Source organism: Mesonia sp. HuA40 (assembly GCF_008017835.1).
Classification (GTDB): domain Bacteria; phylum Bacteroidota; class Bacteroidia; order Flavobacteriales; family Flavobacteriaceae; genus Mesonia.
The window spans coordinates 181,137-202,260 of the sequence record NZ_VRLT01000021.1; the positions used below are offsets into that span (position 1 = coordinate 181,137).

Sequence of the window (21,124 nt, forward strand, 5' to 3'; positions counted from 1 at the left end):
ACAATCCGTATCAACCATTTTAACCTAATAAGCTATGCCTACCAAACCTAAGACGCTCATCTTGTCAACTTTTCTCTATTTTGGGTTAAGCTCAATTCTTATTGCCATGTACCTGATGGAAATAATCAATTTTTTGAAACAACATTACGTTTTAAGCCTAGCTTTTATTCGTCTGCAGACTTGTATCGATGGTTTTATGCACAATATGTTTGGCCCAAAGACGCGTAATAGTAGTCCGCAAAAGCATGCTGCATTTTTACTTATGCAATGGGAAATCAAGTTCTCTTTTTTATTTTATACAAAACTTAAGCGATTTGGTATTTTGAAAAGAGGGATTCGGTTGATTCTATACCCCATCTTAAACCCCACAATTTCAAATTATTTTTATTTTTCAAAACTACCCGTTTTAAAAAGCGACTGAAGCTAGTTGATTTTCTTACTGGTTGTTTAGAAGCCTCTTGTTTAGCGAGAGGCTTTTTTGGCTTGAAAAAGCCGAAAATCATGCCCATGATTTAGAAAAACCATGCCTATGTTTCATGAAAATCATGCCTATGATTCATGAAAAACATGCTGAACTTTTTAAAAATCATGCTGATCATTTGCATCCGCCATAGGCATGAAATTTAAAAACGCTAAAACCTAAGAAAAAGATGCTCTTTGGATAAAAAAAACAATTTTTCGCTCTTTAAAAACCCCAAAATAGACTACAAAAACGCGGTTTTCCGCTCAAAAAGCGAGCAAAAGGCTAGGAAAAGTAAGATTAAACCTCGTTTAAATCTGATTAAAAGTATGATGGTGCCGCTGTGTATAGTGGTTTAGCGTGGTTTTATGGTTCATTAAAAGCATTTTAAGTATAGAAAACAAGGCAAGCTAAAGTTATGCTAGTTCGTTACTCCTTCGATGTTTCTTCGTTGATCCCTCGAAATATAAGGATTTATCGCATAAGTACCGAAGGAGTATCGAATTAACTTCGAACCAGCATTGTATTATCTCTAGTGAACGTATACGATTGCTCCGCCTTAAACAGCTACTTATTACGGGGTTAAGCGCGTAGAAAAATAATTTTGGTTTGCTGGTAGGGGGCGGGGGGTGGCGGTGGGATTGGTGTTTTGGGGTGAAATGTTATTAACTGAGTAAAAGATTAAACTAGGTCCAGGTAACTTGAATATATTTTTTTAAAATTATATTGAAGTTTGTAAAAATTGATAAGGTTATTCAAATAAATTAATTTATAAATCTATCGTTGTATTTATTGGGGATAGTTGGCTTTATGAAATTAAGGATACATTAAATACTAGTTTTTTTTATAGATTTATTTATTTGATGTTTTGACTTTAAAAGAAATTGTAATTAAATTTACAAAGTCGTTAATTTAGATGCATTTTTGTATTAAACTAAAATGTTCTTTAATATACTTTACAAGCTTGCTATTGGGCTAAGTTTTTCTGGTATTATTTTCGTCCTTGCCTAAATAACCTCATTCATAATCCCAATCTAAAAAATATTAAGTGCAATGAATGATAATTTAAATACCTTGAGCCGTGAAGATTTTATGAACTTTTTTCGTGATGACGAAAAGTTAAGCACACTTTCAGCTGATGATAGAATTGAAATATTTCTACAAATACTTCCAGGTGGTTCAGATATTTCAGAAGGCCTTTTAAACGAGTTAATCAGCGACTATCAAGTAACTAATTTAGAAGTAAGTCAAGTTAAATAATGGCAAAGTCAAATAATTGGACAAGAGAACAAACAATTGTAGCATTCAATGTTTACTGTAAAATTCCATTTAACAACAGTAGCAAAACACATCCAACAATAATAAAATATGCCAACATCATAGGTCGTTCACCATCTGCTTTAAATATGAAAGTTGGCAATTTCGGTAGATTAGACCCTGATTTACAAAAAAAAGGAATTACAGGTCTTGCTAATGGCAGTATATTAGAAGAAATTATTTGGGATGAATTTCACGGTAATTGGGACGATTTAGCTTATGAAAGCGAAAAGTTAATTTCTCAATTTCAAAATAAAACTATAATTGAAACAAATGAAATTGACTTAACAGATTTTCCAGAGGGAAAAGATGTCGAACGACTAGTAAAAACAAGAGTAAACCAAAACTTTTTTCGTTCTTCAGTTTTATCTTCTTATTATCAAAAATGTTGCATAACAGGTATCAATATTTCTGATTTTTTAGTTGCAAGCCATATTATTCCTTGGCGAACAAATAAAGAAGAAAGAATAAACCCAAGAAATGGTTTATGTTTAAATTCAATTCACGACCAAGCATTTGATAAAGGATTTTTAACCATAACTGCTGACTATGAGGTTAAAATTTCTGATGCAATTTACGAATACCAAGAAAATGAATCAATCGCCAATTTTTTTCTTAAATACGATAAACAAAAAATATCATTGCCGGATAAATTCCTACCTTCACGAGAGTTTCTTAAATATCACTCAGAAAATATCTTTCTACGTTAATTAGCTTGTGTTTTATTTTTGACTTAAAAATCAATAATAGTAGCATAAATTAAAACGATTCTTTTCCGATGTAGCCTTAGGGATGATGCCTTCAAAAGTATGGACGGGTAAATATGATGCTACTGGTGGATATTTAATTGTAAAAGATAATGGTGATGTTTTATGTTATCACATTTACAACAGAAATGAATTTGAGGATTACTTGCTAAATAATACCAAACTCGACACCGCAAGTTCTTCACGACACGGATTTGGAGAAATTTACCAGGAAAACGGAGAATTATATTTTAAACTGAATTTGCAAATACGGTTTACGAAATAAAGTTTGTGCGCTAGTTAAGGCGCATTTTTTTATCAAATCATTCCCAAAAGCAATAGCTTTTCTTGGGTTTAATTTTTTACTTTTAAAATCTAAAATTTTGTTTTGAAGGTATTTTTTCATCTTTTATTAATGGTATTATTAACATTGGTAACCCAGATTGGCGGGCTAATTTACCTAATCTGTTGGCTTATAGTGCGTAAGAAAAAAAGGCTTAGATTCCTAAAACGCTAGCGCTAATTATTATTTTCATTAGTACAGTACTTATACTTGTTAACTTTTTGACGGCTCAAGCTTTTACCCTTAGGTTTTGGTTAGATGTTCTGCCACAAGTTTTTGTTATTGCCGGCATGTGCTGCGTACTAAAGGTGCAACATTATCGAAACCAAAAAAAGGAGAGACCATAAAGGCTTTGCGTTCATCTTTCACTTAAATTTGCTGTCTTATAATATCTTTTACTAATTTTTATATACGGTTTTCTCCACATTATAAATTATATGTGCAGCAACGCGATCAGCTTGTTTTTGAGTCAATTTTACAAGAAAACAATATCGATTTTTTTAGCAACATAAAAGAAAAGGCTTTTTTAGATACGGGTATTCGGTATTTTCTGCGGGAAGCAGACCGGTCTAAAATTGACGCACTGTTAATTAAACACCAACTTATCGCACAGATAGAATCGAATAATATGCCCGATTTTACCTCTCACAAAAAAATAATGAAGATTTATTATTTAATTGCTATGATTGTGGTTTTACTAATGTTAGCGGTTATAGTATTTGACGCTATTAGAAGCCAGTCGTAAAACTATTTTTCTAATTGCTAACAAATAGTGGTGCAAATGGGAGTAAAAGTAGCTTGCGCGGATTCAATTCTTGTTTTTTTGCGTGAGGGGTAGAGCGGCCTGTTTAAGCTCTTAAAAGTGTGGCACACTTTTAAAGCGAGTAGCGATAACCCGACTTTTGGAAGAGGCCTTGCCGAAAGCCAAAAGGCACGCCCAAATAAAAGCTTTTAGCCACAGGTGAGTACCCCCAATAAGTTTGTTTGCAGAATCGTAAGAAAAGATTACTTTTGCAGCAAATTAAAAATAAAATCCATGGCAGGAAACAGAACATTTACCATGATTAAGCCAGATGCTGTAAAAAACGGGCATATTGGTGCAATATTAGAACAAATCAACGCTTCTGGTTTTAGAATTGTTGCAATGAAATTAACGCAAATGACCAAGCGTGATGCCGAAACTTTTTACGGTGTACATAGCGAGCGTCCATTTTTTGGTGAGTTAGTTGAGTTTATGACTAGCGGACCTATAGTTGCAGCTATTTTAGAGAAAGATAACGCGGTAGAAGACTTTAGAACGCTTATTGGTGCAACCAATCCAGCCGAAGCTGCAGAAGGTACTATAAGAAAGAAATATGCTACTTCAATTGGTGAAAACGCAGTTCACGGTAGTGATAGCGATGAGAATGCCAAAATTGAAGGCGATTTTCATTTTGCTGGCAGAGAGATGTTTTAATGGCTTGCTTTTAAAATAACTGCTAAGCTTAATAGCTTATTAAAAACCCAAAAAAGTTTATTTTTTGGGTTTTTTTATTAGCGTAAAATCAGTTTCTTGATTAAATCTTGCCCTAAAGATTCATTAAGCATGCGTATGATTTTTTCTTTTCCGTAGCTGAGTTCTTCGCGTAACACAGAGGAGCTCAAACTTACAATGAGTGTGTCTTCTTTTAACCGAATAGTAGTGGTGTATTTTTTTATGGCTGGCCCCATTTGGCTGTACCATACTTCTTTTACATTCACGTGATTGAGGCCTTGATCTAATTTATTTTCTTTTACAAAGGCTTTTAACACGCTGCCTATGTCTTGTTCTTCGCTATTTCTCGCCATAATTGTATCCTTCAAATTTTTTATAGGTGTAAATAATTCCTTGGGGGTTGCGTACTTTAAACTGCTCGGGCGCTACCTGCAGTAGGGTTTCTTGCCAAGAATCTTGTGGGGTTCTGTAGTGTAACACTAGACTGTCTCCTTGTTGTAGAACTTTTATAGCTTCTTGCACGCCATTTGATTGGTAACCGCCGGTAAATTGCGGACGGGTTTTTTGCCGAAAGCCCTCGCCGTTTTCCAACTCGATATAATCTACGTTTTCATTAAACTTAAACGCAACTATTTGTCCGTTGGGTTTTTTAACCTCTTCGATTTCCCAATAGCCATTGAGCAATTGAGTGTCTTCAAGTTTAGGTTGATTGTTGCAGGCCAAAAGCACACAAAACAAAACCAAGTATAGACTATATTGTAGCGTTTTTTTTAGAATCATAACTTAATTATTTTGTAATCTGATGCGTATTTCTTGACTACCTCTTCTGTACGCTGGGCGTGGGTATCGCTTATAAACAATTGGCCTAAATTGCCCTGGGTTACCCATTGCACAATTTGCCCTACACGCTCTTCGTCTAATTTGTCAAAAACATCGTCGAGCAAAAGTATGGGTTTTACCCCAGTATGTTGTTGTAAAAAGTCATATTGCGCCAATTTTAAAGCTATAAGATACGATTTTTGTTGGCCTTGGCTGCCAAATTTCTTTACGGAATAGTTTTTTATTTTAAAACTTAAATCGTCTTTATGCGTTCCTGCTCCCGTATACTGGCGTTGTAGGTCTTTTTGTAAATAGCTATCGAATAAGGCAAGCGGACTTTCTTCTTTTAACTGACTGCGGTAATGTAAATCTACAGCCTCTTTTCCTTTACTGATGTGATGGTAACGGTCTTTAAAAATAGGGGTGAAAACCGAAAGGAATTCGCTGCGTTTTTGAAAAATAGACTCGGCCAGGGGGCTCAGCTGTTCATTGTAAACACTCAGCGTTTCTTGATCGTAATGTTGGTTGGCGGCAAAATATTTAAGTAAGGAGTTGCGCTGACTCAGCAGCTTGTTGTAGGCCAAAAGATCGTTGAGGTAGGTTTTGTCGCTTTGCGCAATAATGCCATCGATGAATTTACGACGAATCTCGCTACCTTCGGTAATCAAGTCTCTGTCGGCTGGTGAAATAATCACCACAGGAATAAGCCCGATATGCTCACTAAATTTCTCGTAGTTTTTTCCATTGCGTTTAATTACCTTTTTTTGACCTTTCTTAGCGCTTACCACAATATGTTCTTTGCGCTCAAGACGTTCAAATTCGCCCTCAATCACAAAAAAGTCCTTCTTGTGCTTGATGTTTTGACTGGTTACAGGATTAAAGTAACTTTTGCCATAGGCCAAATGGTAAATGCTGTCTAGGGTATTGGTTTTTCCTACGCCATTAAAACCCACAAAACAATTTATACGCGGATTAAATTCAAAATCTTCTTGCTCAAAGTTTTTGTAATTGACCAAAGCGAGTTTCTTTAAAATCATAAGATAGGCTGTACTATATGCTTAAACGTAAAAAAGTTTAAAAGTACAAAGTAAGTAGGAAAGCCAATTAAAAAATACAAATAAATTCTCTTTTTTATATCAATAAAAATTATATTTTTGCGCTTAATTAACTATTATTTATGGCAACTTACAAAAAGAGAGGATATAAGCCTAAGGCTAAAAAAGAAAGCGATGCAGTAGAAGAGAATTTTAACGAAGAAGAATCTACAACCGCAGAAGTATTTAATAACCTAGACGAAGGAGCCAACAAAACCGAAGAGTGGGTTTCTGAAAACCAAAAGCCAATTTTAATAGGAATTGGAGTAGTGGTGGTTGCTGTTTTGGGTTACTTAGCATTTACTAAGTTTGTACAAGAGCCAAAAGAATTAGATGCGGCTAATGATATTGCACAAGCACAAATTTACTTTGAAGACGCTTTAGATGCTTCAGGTAAAGCGCAAGATAGTTTGTACAACCTGGCTTTACAGGGAGGAAACGGTAAATTTGGTTTATTAGATGTTATTGATAGTTACGGAAGTACCGCTACTGGAAATTTAGCCCATTATTATGCGGGTATTGCTTATTTGAATACAGGAGAGTATAAAGAAGCAATCAATCATTTAGAGCAATTCTCAAGCGATGATGAGATTATAGCTCCTTTGGCTAAAGGTGCCATAGGTGACGCCTTTATGCAATTGAACCAGCCAGAAGAGGCCTTAGATTATTATGAAAAGGCAGCCAAATTACGTAAAAATGAATTTACGACGCCTAAGTTTTTACTAAAGGCAGCCATTACAGCCTTAGAATTAAAAGACGGTGAGAAAGCCGAAAAATATTTAAATCAAATTGATGCAGAATATCAAGATTCTGCAGAAGCTAGCGAAGTGGCCATTTATTTAGGTCAAGCTAAAGCAATGCAATAATTATATGGCAACAGCAGGTAAAAATTTATCTGAATACGACAAAGCAAGCATCCCAAACGCGAATAACTTTCGGTTTGGGATTGTTGTTTCAGAATGGAATAGCGAGATCACCGAGAATCTTTTTCAAGGAGCATTCGATGCTTTAATCGATAATGGTGCCATCAAAGAAAATATTGTGCGGTGGAATGTGCCTGGTAGTTTTGAATTGATTTACGGTTGCAAAAAGATGCAGCAATCTTACGATATGTTAGACGCAATTATCGCGGTAGGGAATGTAATTCAAGGCGAAACCAAGCATTTTGATTTTGTTTGCGAAGGCGTAACACAGGGTATAAAAGACTTGAATATTCATAGTGATATTCCGGTGATCTTTTGTGTACTAACCGATAATACCAAGCAACAAAGTATAGACCGTTCTGGCGGTAAACACGGAAATAAAGGCAGCGAAGCGGCCATTGCAGCCATCAAAATGGCAGCTTTGCGTCAACAAGCTAAATTTTAAGGGTTATTCTCCCTAAAAAATAGCCGATTAGAACCCTAATCGGCTTTTTTTATGTTTATAAGTTTAGCTTGGCTAATTCGGTATTGTTTTTGATTTTCTTTACCTTTGAAAAGAGACTAGGTTATGGGAATTTTAAAGCGAAGAAAGAACAAGCAATTTAGTTATAAGCCCCGTTATTATGATGATAAAGGAGAGGGGAGTCCGTATAAAATAAAAACTAAATACGATCAATTTAGAAAGACCACGGGCAATCCTTTAGGCTTTGTAGGAAATGTAAAATCCGCTTTAGCTGAATTAAAAGAAAAAGACGAAGATCAAACCAGTCGTAAACGCATTTTGCTTATTGTAGCTATTCTTATATTCCTATTTCTATTATTTATCGAATTTGACTTATCTATATTTTTACCCGAATAATTTATGGGAGATATAATACAATTACTACCCGACCATGTGGCCAATCAAATCGCAGCAGGTGAGGTGGTACAAAGGCCCGCCTCTGTAGTAAAAGAATTATTAGAAAATGCTATCGATGCAGGAGCCACTCAAATTAGCTTGGTTTTAAAAGATGCTGGTAAAACCTTAATACAGGTTTCTGATAACGGAAAGGGTATGAGTGCCACCGATGCACGATTGAGTTTTGAACGGCATGCCACCTCTAAAATTAAACGTGCCGAAGACCTTTTTCAATTAACCACAAAAGGCTTTCGCGGTGAGGCGCTGGCTTCAATTGCGGCCATTGCGCAAGTTGAGTTAAAATCGAAGCAAGAGCAAGATGAACTAGGTACTTGTATTAAAATAAAAGGGAGTGAGGTAGAATCTCAAGAGCCTTGTGTTACCCAAAAAGGGACTGTTATAGGCGTTAAAAATTTGTTTTTTAATATTCCTGCTAGACGTAATTTTTTAAAATCTAACCAAGTGGAAACCCGTCATGTAATTGATGAGTTTCAACGCGTGGCTATTGCTCATGCACAAATAGGTTTTAGTTTGCACCACAACGGTAATGAATTGTTTAATTTACCAGCGACAAATGCTCGTCAGCGCATTGTACATATTTTTGGTAGTAAAACCAATGAAAAATTAGTTCCTGTTTCAGAAGAAACCGAACTGATTAATATCGAGGGATTTGTAGGAAAACCTGCCTATGCCAAGCGAACCCGTAGCGAGCAGTTTTTCTTTGTCAATAACCGTTTTATCAAGTCACCGTATTTGCATCATGCGGTAAACGCCGCTTTTGAAGGTTTGTTACCCGATAAAGCCCAACCTTCTTATTTTTTATTTTTAAGCATCGATCCTAAGCGCATTGATATTAATATACACCCCACTAAAACCGAAATTAAATTTGACGATGAGCACGCTTTGTATGCGATTTTACGCAGTGCGATTAAACATAGTTTAGGGCAGTTTAATGTTGCACCTATACTCGATTTTGAAAGGGATTCGAGTTTAGACACCCCTTATGATCTTTCTAAGAAAGAAGTACAGGTTCCACAAATAGAGGTTGATCGTAACTTTAATCCGTTTGACACCGAAAAACAAGCGGCCAGTCAATCGGCAGCCAAGGCAATGGCGTTTAATCGGCACACGGCTAAAAAGAATGTAGCGTGGGAAGCATTATATACACAGATTGATGAGCAATTACCCGAAACCAAAATCGAGGTTGAAAGTGAAGAAGTTACGGGTAACCTGTTCGGGCAGCAACAGCAAGATTTGAGCGGTGATAGTGTTTTTCAATTGCAAAAAAAATATATTGTTTGTCCTTATAAGAATGGTATGTTGCTTATAGATCAAAACCGGGCTCACACGCGTATCTTATATGAAGAATTATTGCGCAATATAACGGTAAAAGCTGCAGTAAGTCAGCAACTACTATTTCCGCTTTCTTTGCAATATAATGCTATAGAGGTAGATATGCTGAGTAACTTACGCGAACATCTTGAGCAAATCGGTTTTATTTTTGATAGCATAGACACCTCCGAGGTGAGTATTAGTGGTATTCCTACCTTGATTAATGAGAGTGAAGTTTCTATTTTATTAGATCAGCTTTTAGCCGATTTTGAGCATGAAATCCCCGATAGCGGATTTTTACAAACCGATGTTTTTGCCAAGTCTATGGCGCGCAGTATGGCAGTAAAAAATGGCAGTGTGTTGGCTAAAGAAGAACAATTGGCTATAATCAATAGCCTGTTTGCGTGTAAAGAACCACAAATTTGTCCGAATAATAAAAAAGTTTTCGTACGTTTAGAAGTTGAAGACTTAGAGAAAAATTTCAGGTAATGGGAAGAATAACAGAGACGGTAAAAGTCTTATTGATAATTAATGTTTTATTTTTTTTCGGGAGTCAATTTTTAGGTGATTTATCCTATCGCTTATTTGCGCTTTGGTTTCCAGAAAACGTGAATTTTCAGGTCTGGCAGTTGCTTACGCATATGTTTATGCACGGCGATTTAAGTCATATCCTATTTAATATGTTTGCTTTGTATATGTTTGGTAGCGTATTAGAACAAAGCATCGGGCAGCAACGCTTTTTGTTTTTATATTTTTCTGCTGGTTTAGGAGCAGCCGGACTTCAAATTTTGTTTAGTTATATCGATTATAATAGTGCCTTTAATGCTGCGCTTGAAGCTGGATTTTCGGTAAATCAAATACAAGAAATGATTTACAATTATAGCAGTACGCAACAAGTTTTTAGTGCCTTGCCTCAAAATGTTTCGAGCGATTTACTCAGTAACTATTATACTCCTATGGTAGGAGCTAGTGGAGCTATTTTTGGAGCGCTGGCTGCCTTCGCTGTGATTTATCCTAATTTACCTTTGTATATTATTTTTATACCTATTCCTATAAAAGCCAAGTATCTTATTGGGGGCTATTTTGCCATCAATGTATATTCGGCAGTGACTGGTAGTACATTATTAGGGCCTAGCAATACAGCATATTGGGCGCATATTGGGGGAGCCGTGATCGGGTTTATAATGATGTGGTATTGGAAAAAAAATCAGTTTAACGCAAACCGGTGGAATTAGATGGATTGGAGAGATCAATTGCGTGTAAAGTACAAGACGGCTAATGTAGTAGAAAAACTCATTGCCTTAAATATTGGGGTTTTTGTATTGCAATTTGTATTTCAAACCCTAGCCTTTCTTTTTCAATTCTCAGGTAACTTTTTTGTTAATTGGTTTAGCTTTCCTACTCAAATAGAATTATGGTTGTATAAACCGTGGAGTGTAATTAGCTACGCTTTCTTACACGCTGGCTTCTTTCACTTGTTATTTAATATGATAGTTTTGCATTTTGCCGGACGATTTTTTCTTACCTTTTTTGCTCCCAAAAAGCTATTGAATTATTATTTTTTAGGAGCTATAAGTGGCGCGCTGCTTTTTGCCTTGAGCTATAATCTTTTTCCGGTGTTTTCAAACTTAGGAAATGTGCCTTTGATCGGTGCTTCGGCTGCAGTCATGGCAATTTTGATTGGGGTTGCCACACAAGCCCCTCAAATGCAAATTCGTCTCTTGTTAATTGGTAATGTAAAACTCTGGCATATTGCGGTGGTCTTTGTAGTTCTAGATGTGATCAGGATTCCTTTTGGTAATGCGGGCGGCCATATTGCGCACTTAGGAGGTGCCTTGTTGGGGTATGCTTACACCAAACAATTGAATAAAGGCAATGACATTGGTTTGTGGTTTGAAAAGATTTTTGATGCTGTAGCCGGATGGTTTTCATCTGCATCTTCTAGCAAAAAAACACCTTTTAAAAAAGTATACCGCAATCCTAAAAATACTTATAGCGCAAAGACCAGCACAGCATCAAAAACCGATAAGCAAAAGAAAATAGATGCTATTTTAGATAAAATTAGTCAGAATGGTTATGAGAGTTTAACCCAGGCAGAGAAAGATTTCTTGTTTAAAGTAGGTAAAGAGTGATATGAAGGGGCTTAGTGTCTTTAATAAAATAGTGTTTTTTATCAACACCCTCGTGGCTTTGGCATTGTTGCTTGCCTATTTATTGCCCTATATTCCGCCAGTAACTTTCCCTTTTTTGGCCGTACTTAGCTTAGGTCTACCCATCCTATTTTTACTTAATTTTATATTTGTTATTTACTGGTTGCTAGGCTTAAAACGTCAAGTTTTTCTTTCTTTAATTATTATTTTAATCGGTTTTAACCACTTGTTATCTTTATATAAAATTAGGTCGCTTGAAGCGGAAGTAAATCCGCAAAAGGCTATAAGTCTTATGACCTTTAATGTAAGGCAATTTAATGTTTATGATTGGTTGCCTCAACCTAATTTAAAAGCGAGTATAGCAGAATTTATAGCACAAGAAGATCCTGATATTTTACTGTTTCAGGAGTATAATCACCAACAAGCCCCAGACTTATCACAATATGCCTATAGTTATTTGCCTGTTTTGAAAGGAAAAGCGAGTCAGGCTATTTATTCAAAATACCCTATTATTAATCGGGCTTCAGCCGATTTTAAGAATACAGGAAACAATGCACTATACGCCGATTTGGTCATTAAAGAGGATACCATCAGGGTTTTTAATATACACTTAGAAAGTTTAAAGATCAATCCTAGTGTAAAAGAGTTACAAAAAGAAAATCGCGAGCAATTAATCACCCGAGTAGGGCGAAGTTTTAGAAAACAACAGCAGCAAACCGAACAGATATTAGCATTGGTAAACCAGAGCCATTACCCGAGTATTGTGGCTGGTGACCTTAATAATTCGGCTTTTTCTTATGTCTACCGCCGTTTATCAGAAAATTTTAATGACGCATTTAAAATGGCAGGAGAGGGCTTTGGTAAAACCTTTGTTTTCGATTTTATACCCCTTCGTATAGATGTTATTTTAACTTCACCCGCTTTTAAGATTATAGATTTTAAAAACTACAGCGAACAGTTATCCGATCATTATCCTATTAAGTCTACTTTTTACTTAGATAAATCGGTTGCTAATAAATAACCAGTTGTGTTATTCCCTTCATTAAATAGCAAATCAACAATAGATAGATTGGGAATAAAACCATGTTTTTCTTCGAATACTTGGCTGTAAGCATTCAATTTAAACTGGGGGCTACCTTTGGCATCTACCAAATAGCGACCGTCAAACTGAGCCGCATTCGTGGGTTTTGTTTGATATGTAGCTGTGAATTCTGGGTTCCAATCAATTTGCAGGCAATTGGCAATGACTTGCATGGCATCGAGGTTAAATTCCCACAATGAAGTATAAGCTTTGTTATATAAATTTATAAATTCATCTTCATAAAATTCAAAAAAAGGCGAAGAGCGATAGGCCGCTTCAAGACTTTTAAAGTGGTTTTTTTGCCAGGCAAAACTATTTTCTATCGCCACTTCTTTGGTTAGCTTACGCTTGTTCTTATCGCCCGTATGTTTTATAGGAATATTGAGTAGTAGCTTGCCGTTAGCTCCATAAATATACTGCCTGTTACGGTAGGTTTGTTTTTGATAATTATCGCAAGCCTCAAAACTTATTTTTTTTGCCTGCAGCATTAAACTCCATTGTGCAATAGAGCCAAAATAAACCGGATGTACGAGAGCGTTTTCTACCATTTTACTCGCTTTTTTTCTTCTTTCTAAAAGTATTGTAACCAATCACAAGAATAAGGCCTATTACAAAGTAATAAAAATAAGAAACTGGTTCGCCCGATCCGCCAACGGTAGTAAACAACCTTTCCCAACGAATTTTATTCATAAATCCTTGTGCGTTGCCATCCCAACTCATCCAAATGAATACCGGTTTTCCTACAATATGGGTTTCAGGAACAAAGCCCCAGTACCTGCTATCTTCACTATTGTGACGATTGTCTCCCATCATCCAATAATAGTTTTGCTTAAAAGTATATTCTTGTATCGGATTCTCGTTAAGGTAAACTTGATTGCCTTTTACTTGTATGTTTTGTGGAGTACCCCATTCACTACCTTCATATACCTCAATAATACGTTTGTATAGTGCTATATTTTCTGTTGTGATGGGAGTGGTGGCACCTGCCTGTGGAATATAAATTGGTCCTAATTGATCTTTATTCCAAGCGAAATTAGGGTCTTGAGGGAAAATACCAGCTTCGGCTTGACCGGCAGGATCAATATTTCTTCTTATCGAAGCGACATTAGGATGATTTTTAAAGCGTTGTAGCGCTTCTTCAGACAATGAACTAAAGTAATATTCACGGTTGTTCTGATTATACCAGCCAACCGGATCTGTAATATCATACTGTTCATATAAATAACGCAAAGAAAAGCCTTGCCCTTTACCTTTTACGATATAAGAGTATTGCGGCTTGGCACGGTCATGCAATTGCAGCGGTTCTCCTTGAATATATATTTTTCCGTCTCGTATAGACAAGCTGTCGCCGGGAACACCTACTGCACGCTTAACGTAATTTGATTTTTTATCGATGGGTTTATAATAACTGGCTTCCCCCTTATAACCAAAATAAGGAACGGTGTCTACCGGCCAGTTGAATACTACAATATCATTTCGTTCAACTTCCTCAAATCCGGGTAAGCGAAAGTAGGGGAGTTGAGGCCAAGTGGTATAAGATTTAACGCCTAAAATAGGAATAGTATCGTGTACCATAGGGAATGAAACCGTAGTTTTTGGAGTTCTGGCTCCATAATGAAACTTGCTAACAAAAAGAAAATCACCTACCAGTAGTGTTTTCTCTAAAGAGGAAGTAGGTATGGTAAAAGGTTGTATAAAATAGGTGTGTACAATGGTTGCGGCTACAACGGCGAATAGGATAGAACTTACCCATTCTCCTACCTCTGTTCTAGGTTTAAGACTTCTGTCTTTAATATGCTTTAAGTCTGCGCTGTAATTGATGATATAAATGTAAAAGCCCAAGCTTAAAATAGCTAACCAAGTATCTGCTACACGATGCTTCCCGAAACTTCTTAGTGTTTCTACCCAAAGCACAGGGAAAATGATGAGGTTTACAATGGGGATAAATAGCAAAATCACCCACCACCAAGGCCGATTGATTATTTTTAACAATATTACGGCATTATAAACAGGAATAAACGCAGTAATGGGGTTTTGGCCCGCAGCTTTATACATTCTCCAAGTTCCTAAGCCGTGCACCAATTGTACGACCAAGAAAAACACAAACCACATAAATAAACTCATATTCTAACTTTTAATTCTTTTACTAATTATTTCTTTTCGTGTAGATTTAACACGTCTTGCATATTAAAAATACCTTGTTTTCCTTTTAGCCATTCGGCAGCTACAACAGCACCTAAAGCAAAACCATCTCGTGAATTTGCTTTGTGTTTGATGCTAATCTCATCTATTTCGCTCTTGTAGTTAACCCAATGCGTACCAGGAACATTCTCTTCTCGTATAGCGGTGATAGCTAAGGGCTTTGTTTGGTTGCCACCTTTGATTTGATTGTCATTGGTGAGCTGCCAGCCGGTATAATCTTGCTGAGCAATAAGATCTTCGGCTAGACTAATGGCCGTGCCGCTAGGCTGATCTAATTTTTTAGTATGATGCACTTCGGTTAAGCTAGCTTTGTAATTGGGGTAGGGCTGGAGCAATTGAGCTAATTTTCGATTTAACTCAAAAAAAAGATTCACCCCTAGGCTAAAATTAGACGCATAAATAAATGCGCTTTTATGTTTTAAGCAACTTTTATGCGCCTCCTCTAAATGGTCTAACCATCCGGTGGTGCCACTTACTACGGGAACGCCCAGTTTAAAGCATGTAGTAATATTTTCAAAGGCTGCTTCTGGGATACTAAAATCGATGGCAATATCTTGCTGCTTTAAAAGCTCCTCGTCTAGCTTAGTATTTGTTTTATAACCGATCTCATGGCCACGTTCGGTAGCTATTTTTTCGATGGTTTTACCCATTCTTCCGTATCCTAATAGCGCAATTTTCATTTATAACTTGTAATTTAGTGAGAGTCCGTATGCCGATTTGCCTGTAAACTCGTCGATGTTAAAACGAGGTTTAAGGCTTAGGTCTTCACTTACGTTGAATTGACTTAAGTGGGCATCTACATTGGCATCTATAATATTCAATATGTAGAAAGCCGCCGAAACCAATATAGATATTTCTTTATTTCTTCTAAATTGTCTTTGTGCATCGATTAAAGCCTCAGTTTGAAGAACACCTTGAAATTCATCGTCTTCATAACCTGCTAACCTACGTTTATAGGCATCTCTGTATCGGTGATATTCTTTATTGTTCTCAATATAAAAATAGATACCGCCACCAATTCCGGCGTAGACCAAAGGTATTTTCCAATACTTTTTATTATAAGCCTGCCCCAATCCTGGCAAAACAGCCGAGTAAAATGCGGCTTTAGATGGCGCCAACGGGTCGTATTCTTTTGCTGGTTCTTGTAATTCTTGGACTCGATTAATACTCAGACTGTCGGTCTGACTAAAGCTACTGAGCGATCCCAGTACAAAAACGATAAGTATAAAAAAAAGTTTGTTATTCACCTTGAATGAGTTTTGCTAAACGCTCAAAATCTTCTTGTGAAGAAAACGGAATAATCAATTTACCATTTCCTTTTTTTGTCATTTTAACATCTACTTTTGCTCCAAAGTAGCTAGAGAACTCTTTTACATCTTGTTTGATGTGTTGCGGAATAATAGGTGGCTTAGGCTTAGATTCGGTTTTACCGATTTGACTTTCTTTAACCAACTTTTCGGTTTCGCGTACCGATAAGTTTTCACTGATAATTTTCTCGTAAATTCCTAATTGAACTTCGTGATCGCTTAGATTGATAAGCGCACGCCCGTGGCCCATGCTTAAAAAACCATCACGCATCCCGGTTTGAATAATTGGGTCAAGTTTGAGCAAACGCAGGTAGTTACTTATGGTTGACCTGTTTTTACCTATCCGGTCGCTTAATTGTTCTTGCGTTAAATCGATTTCTTCTAATAGCCGTTGGTAGGATAAAGCAATTTCTATTGGGTCTAGATCTTGTCTTTGAATGTTCTCTACCAATGCCATTTCTAACGATTCTTGGTCGTTGGCAATTCGAATATAGGCAGGTATAGTTTTAAGTCCTACTAATTTTGATGCGCGATAACGACGCTCTCCAGAAACCAGTTGGTATTTATTAAAGTCAATTTTTCTTACTGTAATGGGTTGAATCACGCCAAGTTCACGAATAGAAGAAGCCAAATCTTGAAGAGCTTCTTTATTAAAACTGGTTCGTGGTTGAAACGGATTAACTTCTACGGTTTCTAGCGGTAGTTCAACAATACTACCTACCACTTGGTCGGCATTTTTATCTTTAGCCGATTTTATGTCGTTTTCTGGATCGTTAAGTAAGGCAGATAATCCTCTTCCTAATGCTTTTTTCTTGGTAGCCTTTGCCATAACACACTGCTATTTATTTTTTTTGATAATTTCTTCTGCTAAACTTAAATAATTGCTAGCTCCTCTACTTGCAGCATCATAATTTATAATGCTCTCGCCATAACTTGGCGCTTCACTAAGGCGAACGTTACGTTGAATAATGGTTTTAAATACCATCTCGTCAAAGTGTTTTTTAACCTCATCTACCACTTGATTGCTCAAACGCAAGCGAGCATCATACATGGTAAGTAGCAGTCCTTCTATATCTAAATTTTGATTATGGATTCGTTGCACACTTTTTATAGTGTTTAAAAGTTTGCCTAATCCTTCTAGGGCAAAATACTCACATTGTATAGGAATGATAACACTGTCTGCGGCAGTCAAGGCATTAAGCGTAAGCAAACCCAAAGAAGGGGCGCAATCTATAATAATATAATCATAATGCTCTTTAAGGTGCGTGATTGCCGCCTGCAGCATATATTCGCGCTTATCTTGATCGACCAGCTCGATTTCAATAGCCACCAAATCGATGTGCGCTGGTATGATATCAACATTTGGCGAATCGGTTTTTAAAATTGCCTCTTCGGCTTTTGCGGTATGCTCTAATAGCTGATAGGTGCCTAACTCTATGTTTTCAATATCTATACCTAGACCAGAACTAGCATTTGCTTGTGGGTCTGCATCGATTAACAAAACCTTTTTCTCTAGAACCCCTAAAGAAGCAGCTAAATTAACGGAGGTAGTGGTTTTTCCCACTCCTCCTTTTTGATTGGCAATAGCAATTATTTTACCCATTAATAAAATCGGATTTTAGAAGGTAAAAATACAATTTATTCTAGCATTTAAAAATTGAAGTTGTTAACACTTTAACTATGATTTTTTATTTTTTGCTTTTATCATGGTTTCAAGCATATCCCACATCTGATCTGGTATCTGTTCAAGTAAATTAAACTGCCCGGCTCCCTTTAGCCATTCTCCTCCATCAATCGTGATGATTTCTCCATTTAAATAAGCCGAAAAGTCAGATACCATATAGGCGGTTAAGTTTGCCAATTCTTGGTGTTCGCCAACGCGCTTTAAAGGTACTTTTTTGGCTAAATCAAATTTTTCTTTTAAATCACCTGGCAATAGTCTGTCCCAAGCGCCTTTAGTAGGAAACGGACCTGGAGCAATACCGTTAAAACGTATGCCATATTTAGCCCATTCCACCGCTAAACTTCTTGTGAGTGCTAACACTCCAGCCTTGGCCGTTGCCGATGGCACCACATAGGCAGAGCCCGTAAAGGCATAGGTCGTTACAATATTTAAAACAGTTTTGTCTTTTTCTCCTTTATCTATCCAATGTTTACCTAGCGCCAAAGTACAGTTTTTGGTACCTTTTAAAACAATATCTATGATGGTATCAAAGGCATTGGAAGAAAGCCTTTCTGTAGGTGAAATAAAATTTCCCGCGGCATTGTTTACTAAAACAGAAATGCTACCCATTTTGGCAATAGCCTTTTGTATCATTTGTTCTACTTGGTCATAGTGACGTACATCACAGGCAATAGCATGGCAAGTTCCGCCGGTGGCTGCACTCAGCTCTTGTGCGGCATTTTCTAATTTTTCTAAGTTTCTAGAAGTAATACAAACCTGTGCGCCCAACTCTAAAAAGTAACGAGTCATGGCTTTTCCTAATCCGCTACCTCCTCCTGTAACCAATATGGTTTTGCCCTTTAAGGCATTATCGCGTAGCATTTTTTCTTGGTAATTCATAATATCTTTTTTGTTTTACTAAGGTAACTAAGAATTTTGAGTTTCTGTTTTAACTGAATAGCTTTTATGTAAAAATAAAATTTTACACTCAAATTTGTAAAGTTTACTTTACAATTTGTAATTTTAGCTTTACATTTTAAAGTCAATTATTATGAAAACCTATTTATTTCCATCGGTTTATCAAAAACTAGGATTTGCTTTGTTTATTCTGGCGCTGCTATTATTAACTGGCGTCTTACTTTTTGATTGGGAGCTTAGTTTTTTAACGGTTAAAGTATGGGCTCTTTGGGATATTGAATTTTTAGCCGATAGTCAATATTTTACTTTTATTGAAAATAATATCATCGATGAAATAATTCTATTGCTGTTTATATTAGGATTACTTTTCAGTGGATTTTCTAAACAAAAAAATGAAGATGAGTACATTGCAAAAACTAGACTTTCTAGTCTACTCTCGGCTGTTTTAATCAATTATGTATTGCTGGTTTTAGGTAGTTTCTTTTTGTATGGTTTGGCCTTTTACTATTTTGTTTTATTTGCTTTATTGGGTGTCTTATTAATTTATAACCTTAAGTTTCATCTAAACATTTATGTTCAACAGAAAGTTTTGCAGGATGAAGAATAAGATTAAAATATACCGTGCAAAATTTGAATTAACCCAAGCTCAACTGGCCAACTTAATACAAGTGAGTAGGCAAAGTATAAATGCTATTGAAAAAGCTAAATATGTGCCTTCTACCATTTTAGCTTTAAAGTTGGCTAGCGTTTTTGAGGTGAAAGTAGAAGATCTTTTTGAGTTGGAAGAGTATGATTAGCTATGCTTATGCGCTAAGGATTGTAGTGTAAATCCTTTTTGTAATAACAAAAAGATTGAAGCGAAAAGCCTGACCCGTTAGGGGAGCGCCATACAAACGAATGATAGCGGTATTTAAATAATTTATCGCTAATTTTTTTTTCCTTGTATGCGTTTTAGTACCCTACTTGGGTTAATTGGAAAATCGAAAGTCAAAATTATTTTGCAATTGTCCAGTTACTTTTCATTCTAATCATAAATTAAAACTATGTCAATTAAAGTAACGCGTCGAGAAAGCGCAAGCAAATTTTTAGGTTTATTAGTAAACAAAACTGTTTTTTCAAAATTTAGATTATTCATCGTATAGGTAATTTTTTTTGTTTTAAAATTTGTTTTAATGCTGGAATAGGCACTTCTCCAAAGTGAAAAATACTCGCTGCCAAGGCTTCCGATGTTTTCGTTTTTTTGAATACATCGGCAAAATGCGATGCGCTGCCCGCACCGCCCGAAGCAATTAAGGGTAGGTTCACGCACATGTCGGCCAGTTGCATTAATGCTATATCAAATCCGTCTTTGGTTCCGTCTTGATTCATTGAGGTTAATAAAATTTCACCCGCACCTAAACTTTCAACAGTATGCAACCAGCTTTCCAGTTTGACTTGGGTGTTTATTCGTCCTCCTTTTTTAAATACAAAATAATTATCGTCTATTTTTTTTACTTCAACCGCCACCACCACACATTGATTGCTAAATTGATCGGCTATTTTTTTTATTAAATTCGATCGATTAAAAGTTGCGGTATTAATACTAACTTTGTCGGCTCCCGCCTTTAAAAGACTGCGTACATCTTCAACACTACTAATGCCGCCACCTACGGTAAAGGAATATTAATTTCCTGAGCAATTTTTTGAACAAGATTTATTAAGGTTTTATGGCGTTCGTTACTAGCTGTGATATCTAGAAAAACCAATTCATCTGCCCCCTGTTGCACATACAATTTTGCCAAATCAAGCGGGTCGCCTGCATCTATAAGGTTTAAAAAATGAACCCCTTTTACAGTCCGATTATTTTTAATGTATAAACAAGGAATAATTCTTTTAGTTAACATAATTCGCTTAGTTTTTTAAGGTTAATTTGTCCTTCATAAATTGCTTTGCCCACAATAACACCCGCGGAACCTAAAGCTTTTAACTTTTTGATATCTTCAATAGAATGCACCCCGCCACTCGCGATAAGTTGGCATCAGGCTTCCTTTAAAATTTCGGTATATAAATTAAATGCGGGGCCGTTGAGCATTCCGTCTTTATCAATATCAGTAGAAATAACGTGCTGTACACCTTCCTTAAAATTTAAGCCGCTTTCTTTTAAAAGTTGAATGGATTCTTCATACAACCGACCTTTTTTTTGAATAGCAATTTTTAATTTACTCATTGTTTTTTTGGATAAATGGGTCTGAGTAAGTCAAAAAAAAACCGTCTGATTTACTCAGACGGTTTTTTAAAAAATATAGTTTGCTTTACATACAACATACCCTTTTCACTTCGCCTGAGGAGCAAATATGAAAATGATGATGATGTAGGTTTATAAAGTACATTTCGTTTCGTTAAAGCTACAAACCTAAT

Annotated in this window: 23 protein-coding genes and 3 pseudogenes; 14 read left to right on the forward strand and 12 right to left on the reverse strand. The window is 36.2% G+C overall.

Annotation, left to right across the window (positions count from 1 at the left end; all coding sequences use genetic code 11):
- Positions 1–1,513: 1,513 nt before the first annotated feature.
- From FT993_RS02850 to FT993_RS02870, 5 genes and pseudogenes are all read left to right on the forward strand, one after another.
- Positions 1,514–1,720 carry a hypothetical protein gene (locus FT993_RS02850; RefSeq protein ID WP_222708294.1) on the forward strand — a complete coding sequence of 69 codons (207 nt, stop codon included), beginning with the start codon at positions 1,514–1,516 and terminating at the stop codon, positions 1,718–1,720.
- Positions 1,720–2,487 (forward strand): HNH endonuclease, encoded by a 768-nt coding sequence (locus FT993_RS02855; RefSeq protein WP_147861031.1) that lies wholly within the window; start codon positions 1,720–1,722, stop codon positions 2,485–2,487. Before FT993_RS02850 ends, FT993_RS02855 begins: the two co-directional genes overlap by 1 nt.
- A 55-nt stretch (positions 2,488–2,542) precedes the next feature.
- Positions 2,543–2,809, forward strand: a pseudogene (locus tag FT993_RS02860) (HpaII family restriction endonuclease); the annotation flags it as partial.
- A gap of 496 nt (positions 2,810–3,305) precedes the next feature.
- Positions 3,306–3,611: a hypothetical protein gene (locus FT993_RS02865; RefSeq protein WP_147861032.1), complete on the forward strand. Its 306-nt coding sequence runs from the start codon at positions 3,306–3,308 to the stop codon at positions 3,609–3,611.
- A 291-nt stretch (positions 3,612–3,902) separates the two neighbouring features.
- Entirely contained in the window at positions 3,903–4,322 is a 420-nt protein-coding gene (locus tag FT993_RS02870) for a nucleoside-diphosphate kinase (RefSeq protein ID WP_147861033.1), read from the forward strand.
- Positions 4,323–4,399: 77 nt separating this feature from the next.
- On the opposite strand, the gene FT993_RS02875 is transcribed toward FT993_RS02870, so the two are convergent.
- The 3 genes from FT993_RS02875 to FT993_RS02885 are packed head-to-tail and all read right to left on the reverse strand — an operon-like array spanning position 4,400 to position 6,196.
- Positions 4,400–4,696, reverse strand: a complete 297-nt coding sequence (locus FT993_RS02875) for a DUF721 domain-containing protein (protein ID WP_370450882.1) — start codon at positions 4,694–4,696, stop codon at positions 4,400–4,402.
- Positions 4,680–5,120 carry a hypothetical protein gene (locus FT993_RS02880; protein WP_147861034.1) on the reverse strand — a complete coding sequence of 147 codons (441 nt, stop codon included), beginning with the start codon at positions 5,118–5,120 and terminating at the stop codon, positions 4,680–4,682. Before FT993_RS02880 ends, FT993_RS02875 begins: the two co-directional genes overlap by 17 nt.
- Positions 5,117–6,196 carry a DNA replication/repair protein RecF gene (locus tag FT993_RS02885; RefSeq protein WP_147861035.1) on the reverse strand — a complete coding sequence of 360 codons (1,080 nt, stop codon included), beginning with the start codon at positions 6,194–6,196 and terminating at the stop codon, positions 5,117–5,119. Before FT993_RS02885 ends, FT993_RS02880 begins: the two co-directional genes overlap by 4 nt.
- A gap of 140 nt (positions 6,197–6,336) precedes the next feature.
- Between FT993_RS02885 and FT993_RS02890 the strand changes: the two genes are divergently transcribed.
- From FT993_RS02890 to FT993_RS02920, 7 genes are all read left to right on the forward strand, one after another.
- Positions 6,337–7,119 carry a tol-pal system YbgF family protein gene (locus FT993_RS02890; protein WP_147861036.1) on the forward strand — a complete coding sequence of 261 codons (783 nt, stop codon included), beginning with the start codon at positions 6,337–6,339 and terminating at the stop codon, positions 7,117–7,119.
- Positions 7,120–7,123: 4 nt separating this feature from the next.
- Positions 7,124–7,621, forward strand: a complete 498-nt coding sequence (gene ribH, locus FT993_RS02895) for a 6,7-dimethyl-8-ribityllumazine synthase (protein WP_147861037.1) — start codon at positions 7,124–7,126, stop codon at positions 7,619–7,621.
- 123 nt (positions 7,622–7,744) lie between these two features.
- Positions 7,745–8,035, forward strand: a complete 291-nt coding sequence (locus FT993_RS02900) for a riboflavin synthase subunit beta (protein ID WP_147861038.1) — start codon at positions 7,745–7,747, stop codon at positions 8,033–8,035.
- A gap of 3 nt (positions 8,036–8,038) precedes the next feature.
- A complete protein-coding gene (mutL, locus tag FT993_RS02905; RefSeq protein WP_147861039.1) occupies positions 8,039–9,895 on the forward strand; it encodes a DNA mismatch repair endonuclease MutL in 1,857 nt (618 codons plus the stop codon).
- Positions 9,895–10,641: a rhomboid family intramembrane serine protease gene (locus tag FT993_RS02910; RefSeq protein ID WP_147861040.1), complete on the forward strand. Its 747-nt coding sequence runs from the start codon at positions 9,895–9,897 to the stop codon at positions 10,639–10,641. Before mutL ends, FT993_RS02910 begins: the two co-directional genes overlap by 1 nt.
- A complete protein-coding gene (locus FT993_RS02915) occupies positions 10,642–11,538 on the forward strand; it encodes a rhomboid family intramembrane serine protease (protein WP_147861041.1) in 897 nt (298 codons plus the stop codon). It abuts the gene before it with no gap.
- A gap of 1 nt (position 11,539) precedes the next feature.
- The gene (locus FT993_RS02920) at positions 11,540–12,577 is read left to right on the forward strand and encodes an endonuclease/exonuclease/phosphatase family protein (protein WP_147861042.1); all 1,038 of its coding nucleotides are present in this window, start codon (positions 11,540–11,542) and stop codon (positions 12,575–12,577) included.
- On the opposite strand, the gene FT993_RS02925 is transcribed toward FT993_RS02920, so the two are convergent.
- The 7 genes from FT993_RS02925 to FT993_RS02955 form a co-directional block, all read right to left on the reverse strand.
- On the reverse strand, positions 12,547–13,185 hold the full coding sequence (locus tag FT993_RS02925; protein ID WP_147861043.1) for a WbqC family protein: 639 nt from the start codon (positions 13,183–13,185) through the stop codon (positions 12,547–12,549). The two genes, FT993_RS02920 and FT993_RS02925, sit on opposite strands and share 31 nt — an antisense overlap.
- A gap of 1 nt (position 13,186) precedes the next feature.
- Positions 13,187–14,761, reverse strand: a complete 1,575-nt coding sequence (gene lepB, locus FT993_RS02930) for a signal peptidase I (RefSeq protein ID WP_147861044.1) — start codon at positions 14,759–14,761, stop codon at positions 13,187–13,189.
- Positions 14,762–14,787: 26 nt separating this feature from the next.
- Positions 14,788–15,519, reverse strand: coding sequence for a 4-hydroxy-tetrahydrodipicolinate reductase (gene dapB / locus FT993_RS02935; protein WP_147861045.1), 732 nt, complete (start codon positions 15,517–15,519; stop codon positions 14,788–14,790).
- The gene (locus FT993_RS02940) at positions 15,520–16,086 is read right to left on the reverse strand and encodes a DUF5683 domain-containing protein (RefSeq protein ID WP_147861046.1); all 567 of its coding nucleotides are present in this window, start codon (positions 16,084–16,086) and stop codon (positions 15,520–15,522) included.
- Positions 16,079–16,975, reverse strand: coding sequence for a ParB/RepB/Spo0J family partition protein (locus FT993_RS02945; protein ID WP_147861047.1), 897 nt, complete (start codon positions 16,973–16,975; stop codon positions 16,079–16,081). Before FT993_RS02945 ends, FT993_RS02940 begins: the two co-directional genes overlap by 8 nt.
- 9 nt (positions 16,976–16,984) lie before the next feature.
- Positions 16,985–17,749: a ParA family protein gene (locus tag FT993_RS02950; protein ID WP_147861048.1), complete on the reverse strand. Its 765-nt coding sequence runs from the start codon at positions 17,747–17,749 to the stop codon at positions 16,985–16,987.
- 75 nt (positions 17,750–17,824) lie between these two features.
- Positions 17,825–18,709: an SDR family oxidoreductase gene (locus FT993_RS02955; protein WP_147861049.1), complete on the reverse strand. Its 885-nt coding sequence runs from the start codon at positions 18,707–18,709 to the stop codon at positions 17,825–17,827.
- 151 nt (positions 18,710–18,860) lie between these two features.
- On the opposite strand from FT993_RS02955, the gene FT993_RS02960 reads away from it, so the two are divergent.
- Positions 18,861–19,334, forward strand: coding sequence for a hypothetical protein (locus tag FT993_RS02960; RefSeq protein WP_147861050.1), 474 nt, complete (start codon positions 18,861–18,863; stop codon positions 19,332–19,334).
- On the forward strand, positions 19,324–19,524 hold the full coding sequence (locus FT993_RS02965) for a helix-turn-helix transcriptional regulator (protein WP_147861051.1): 201 nt from the start codon (positions 19,324–19,326) through the stop codon (positions 19,522–19,524). Before FT993_RS02960 ends, FT993_RS02965 begins: the two co-directional genes overlap by 11 nt.
- A gap of 334 nt (positions 19,525–19,858) precedes the next feature.
- On the opposite strand, the pseudogene hisF reads toward FT993_RS02965, so the two are convergent.
- Together hisF and FT993_RS12255 are read right to left on the reverse strand one after the other, a co-directional pair.
- Positions 19,859–20,610, reverse strand: a pseudogene (gene hisF / locus FT993_RS02970) (imidazole glycerol phosphate synthase subunit HisF).
- A pseudogene (locus tag FT993_RS12255) lies at positions 20,604–20,933 on the reverse strand (HisA/HisF-related TIM barrel protein). The pseudogenes hisF and FT993_RS12255 overlap by 7 nt, the downstream one beginning before the upstream one ends.
- Positions 20,934–21,124: the final 191 nt, after the last annotated feature.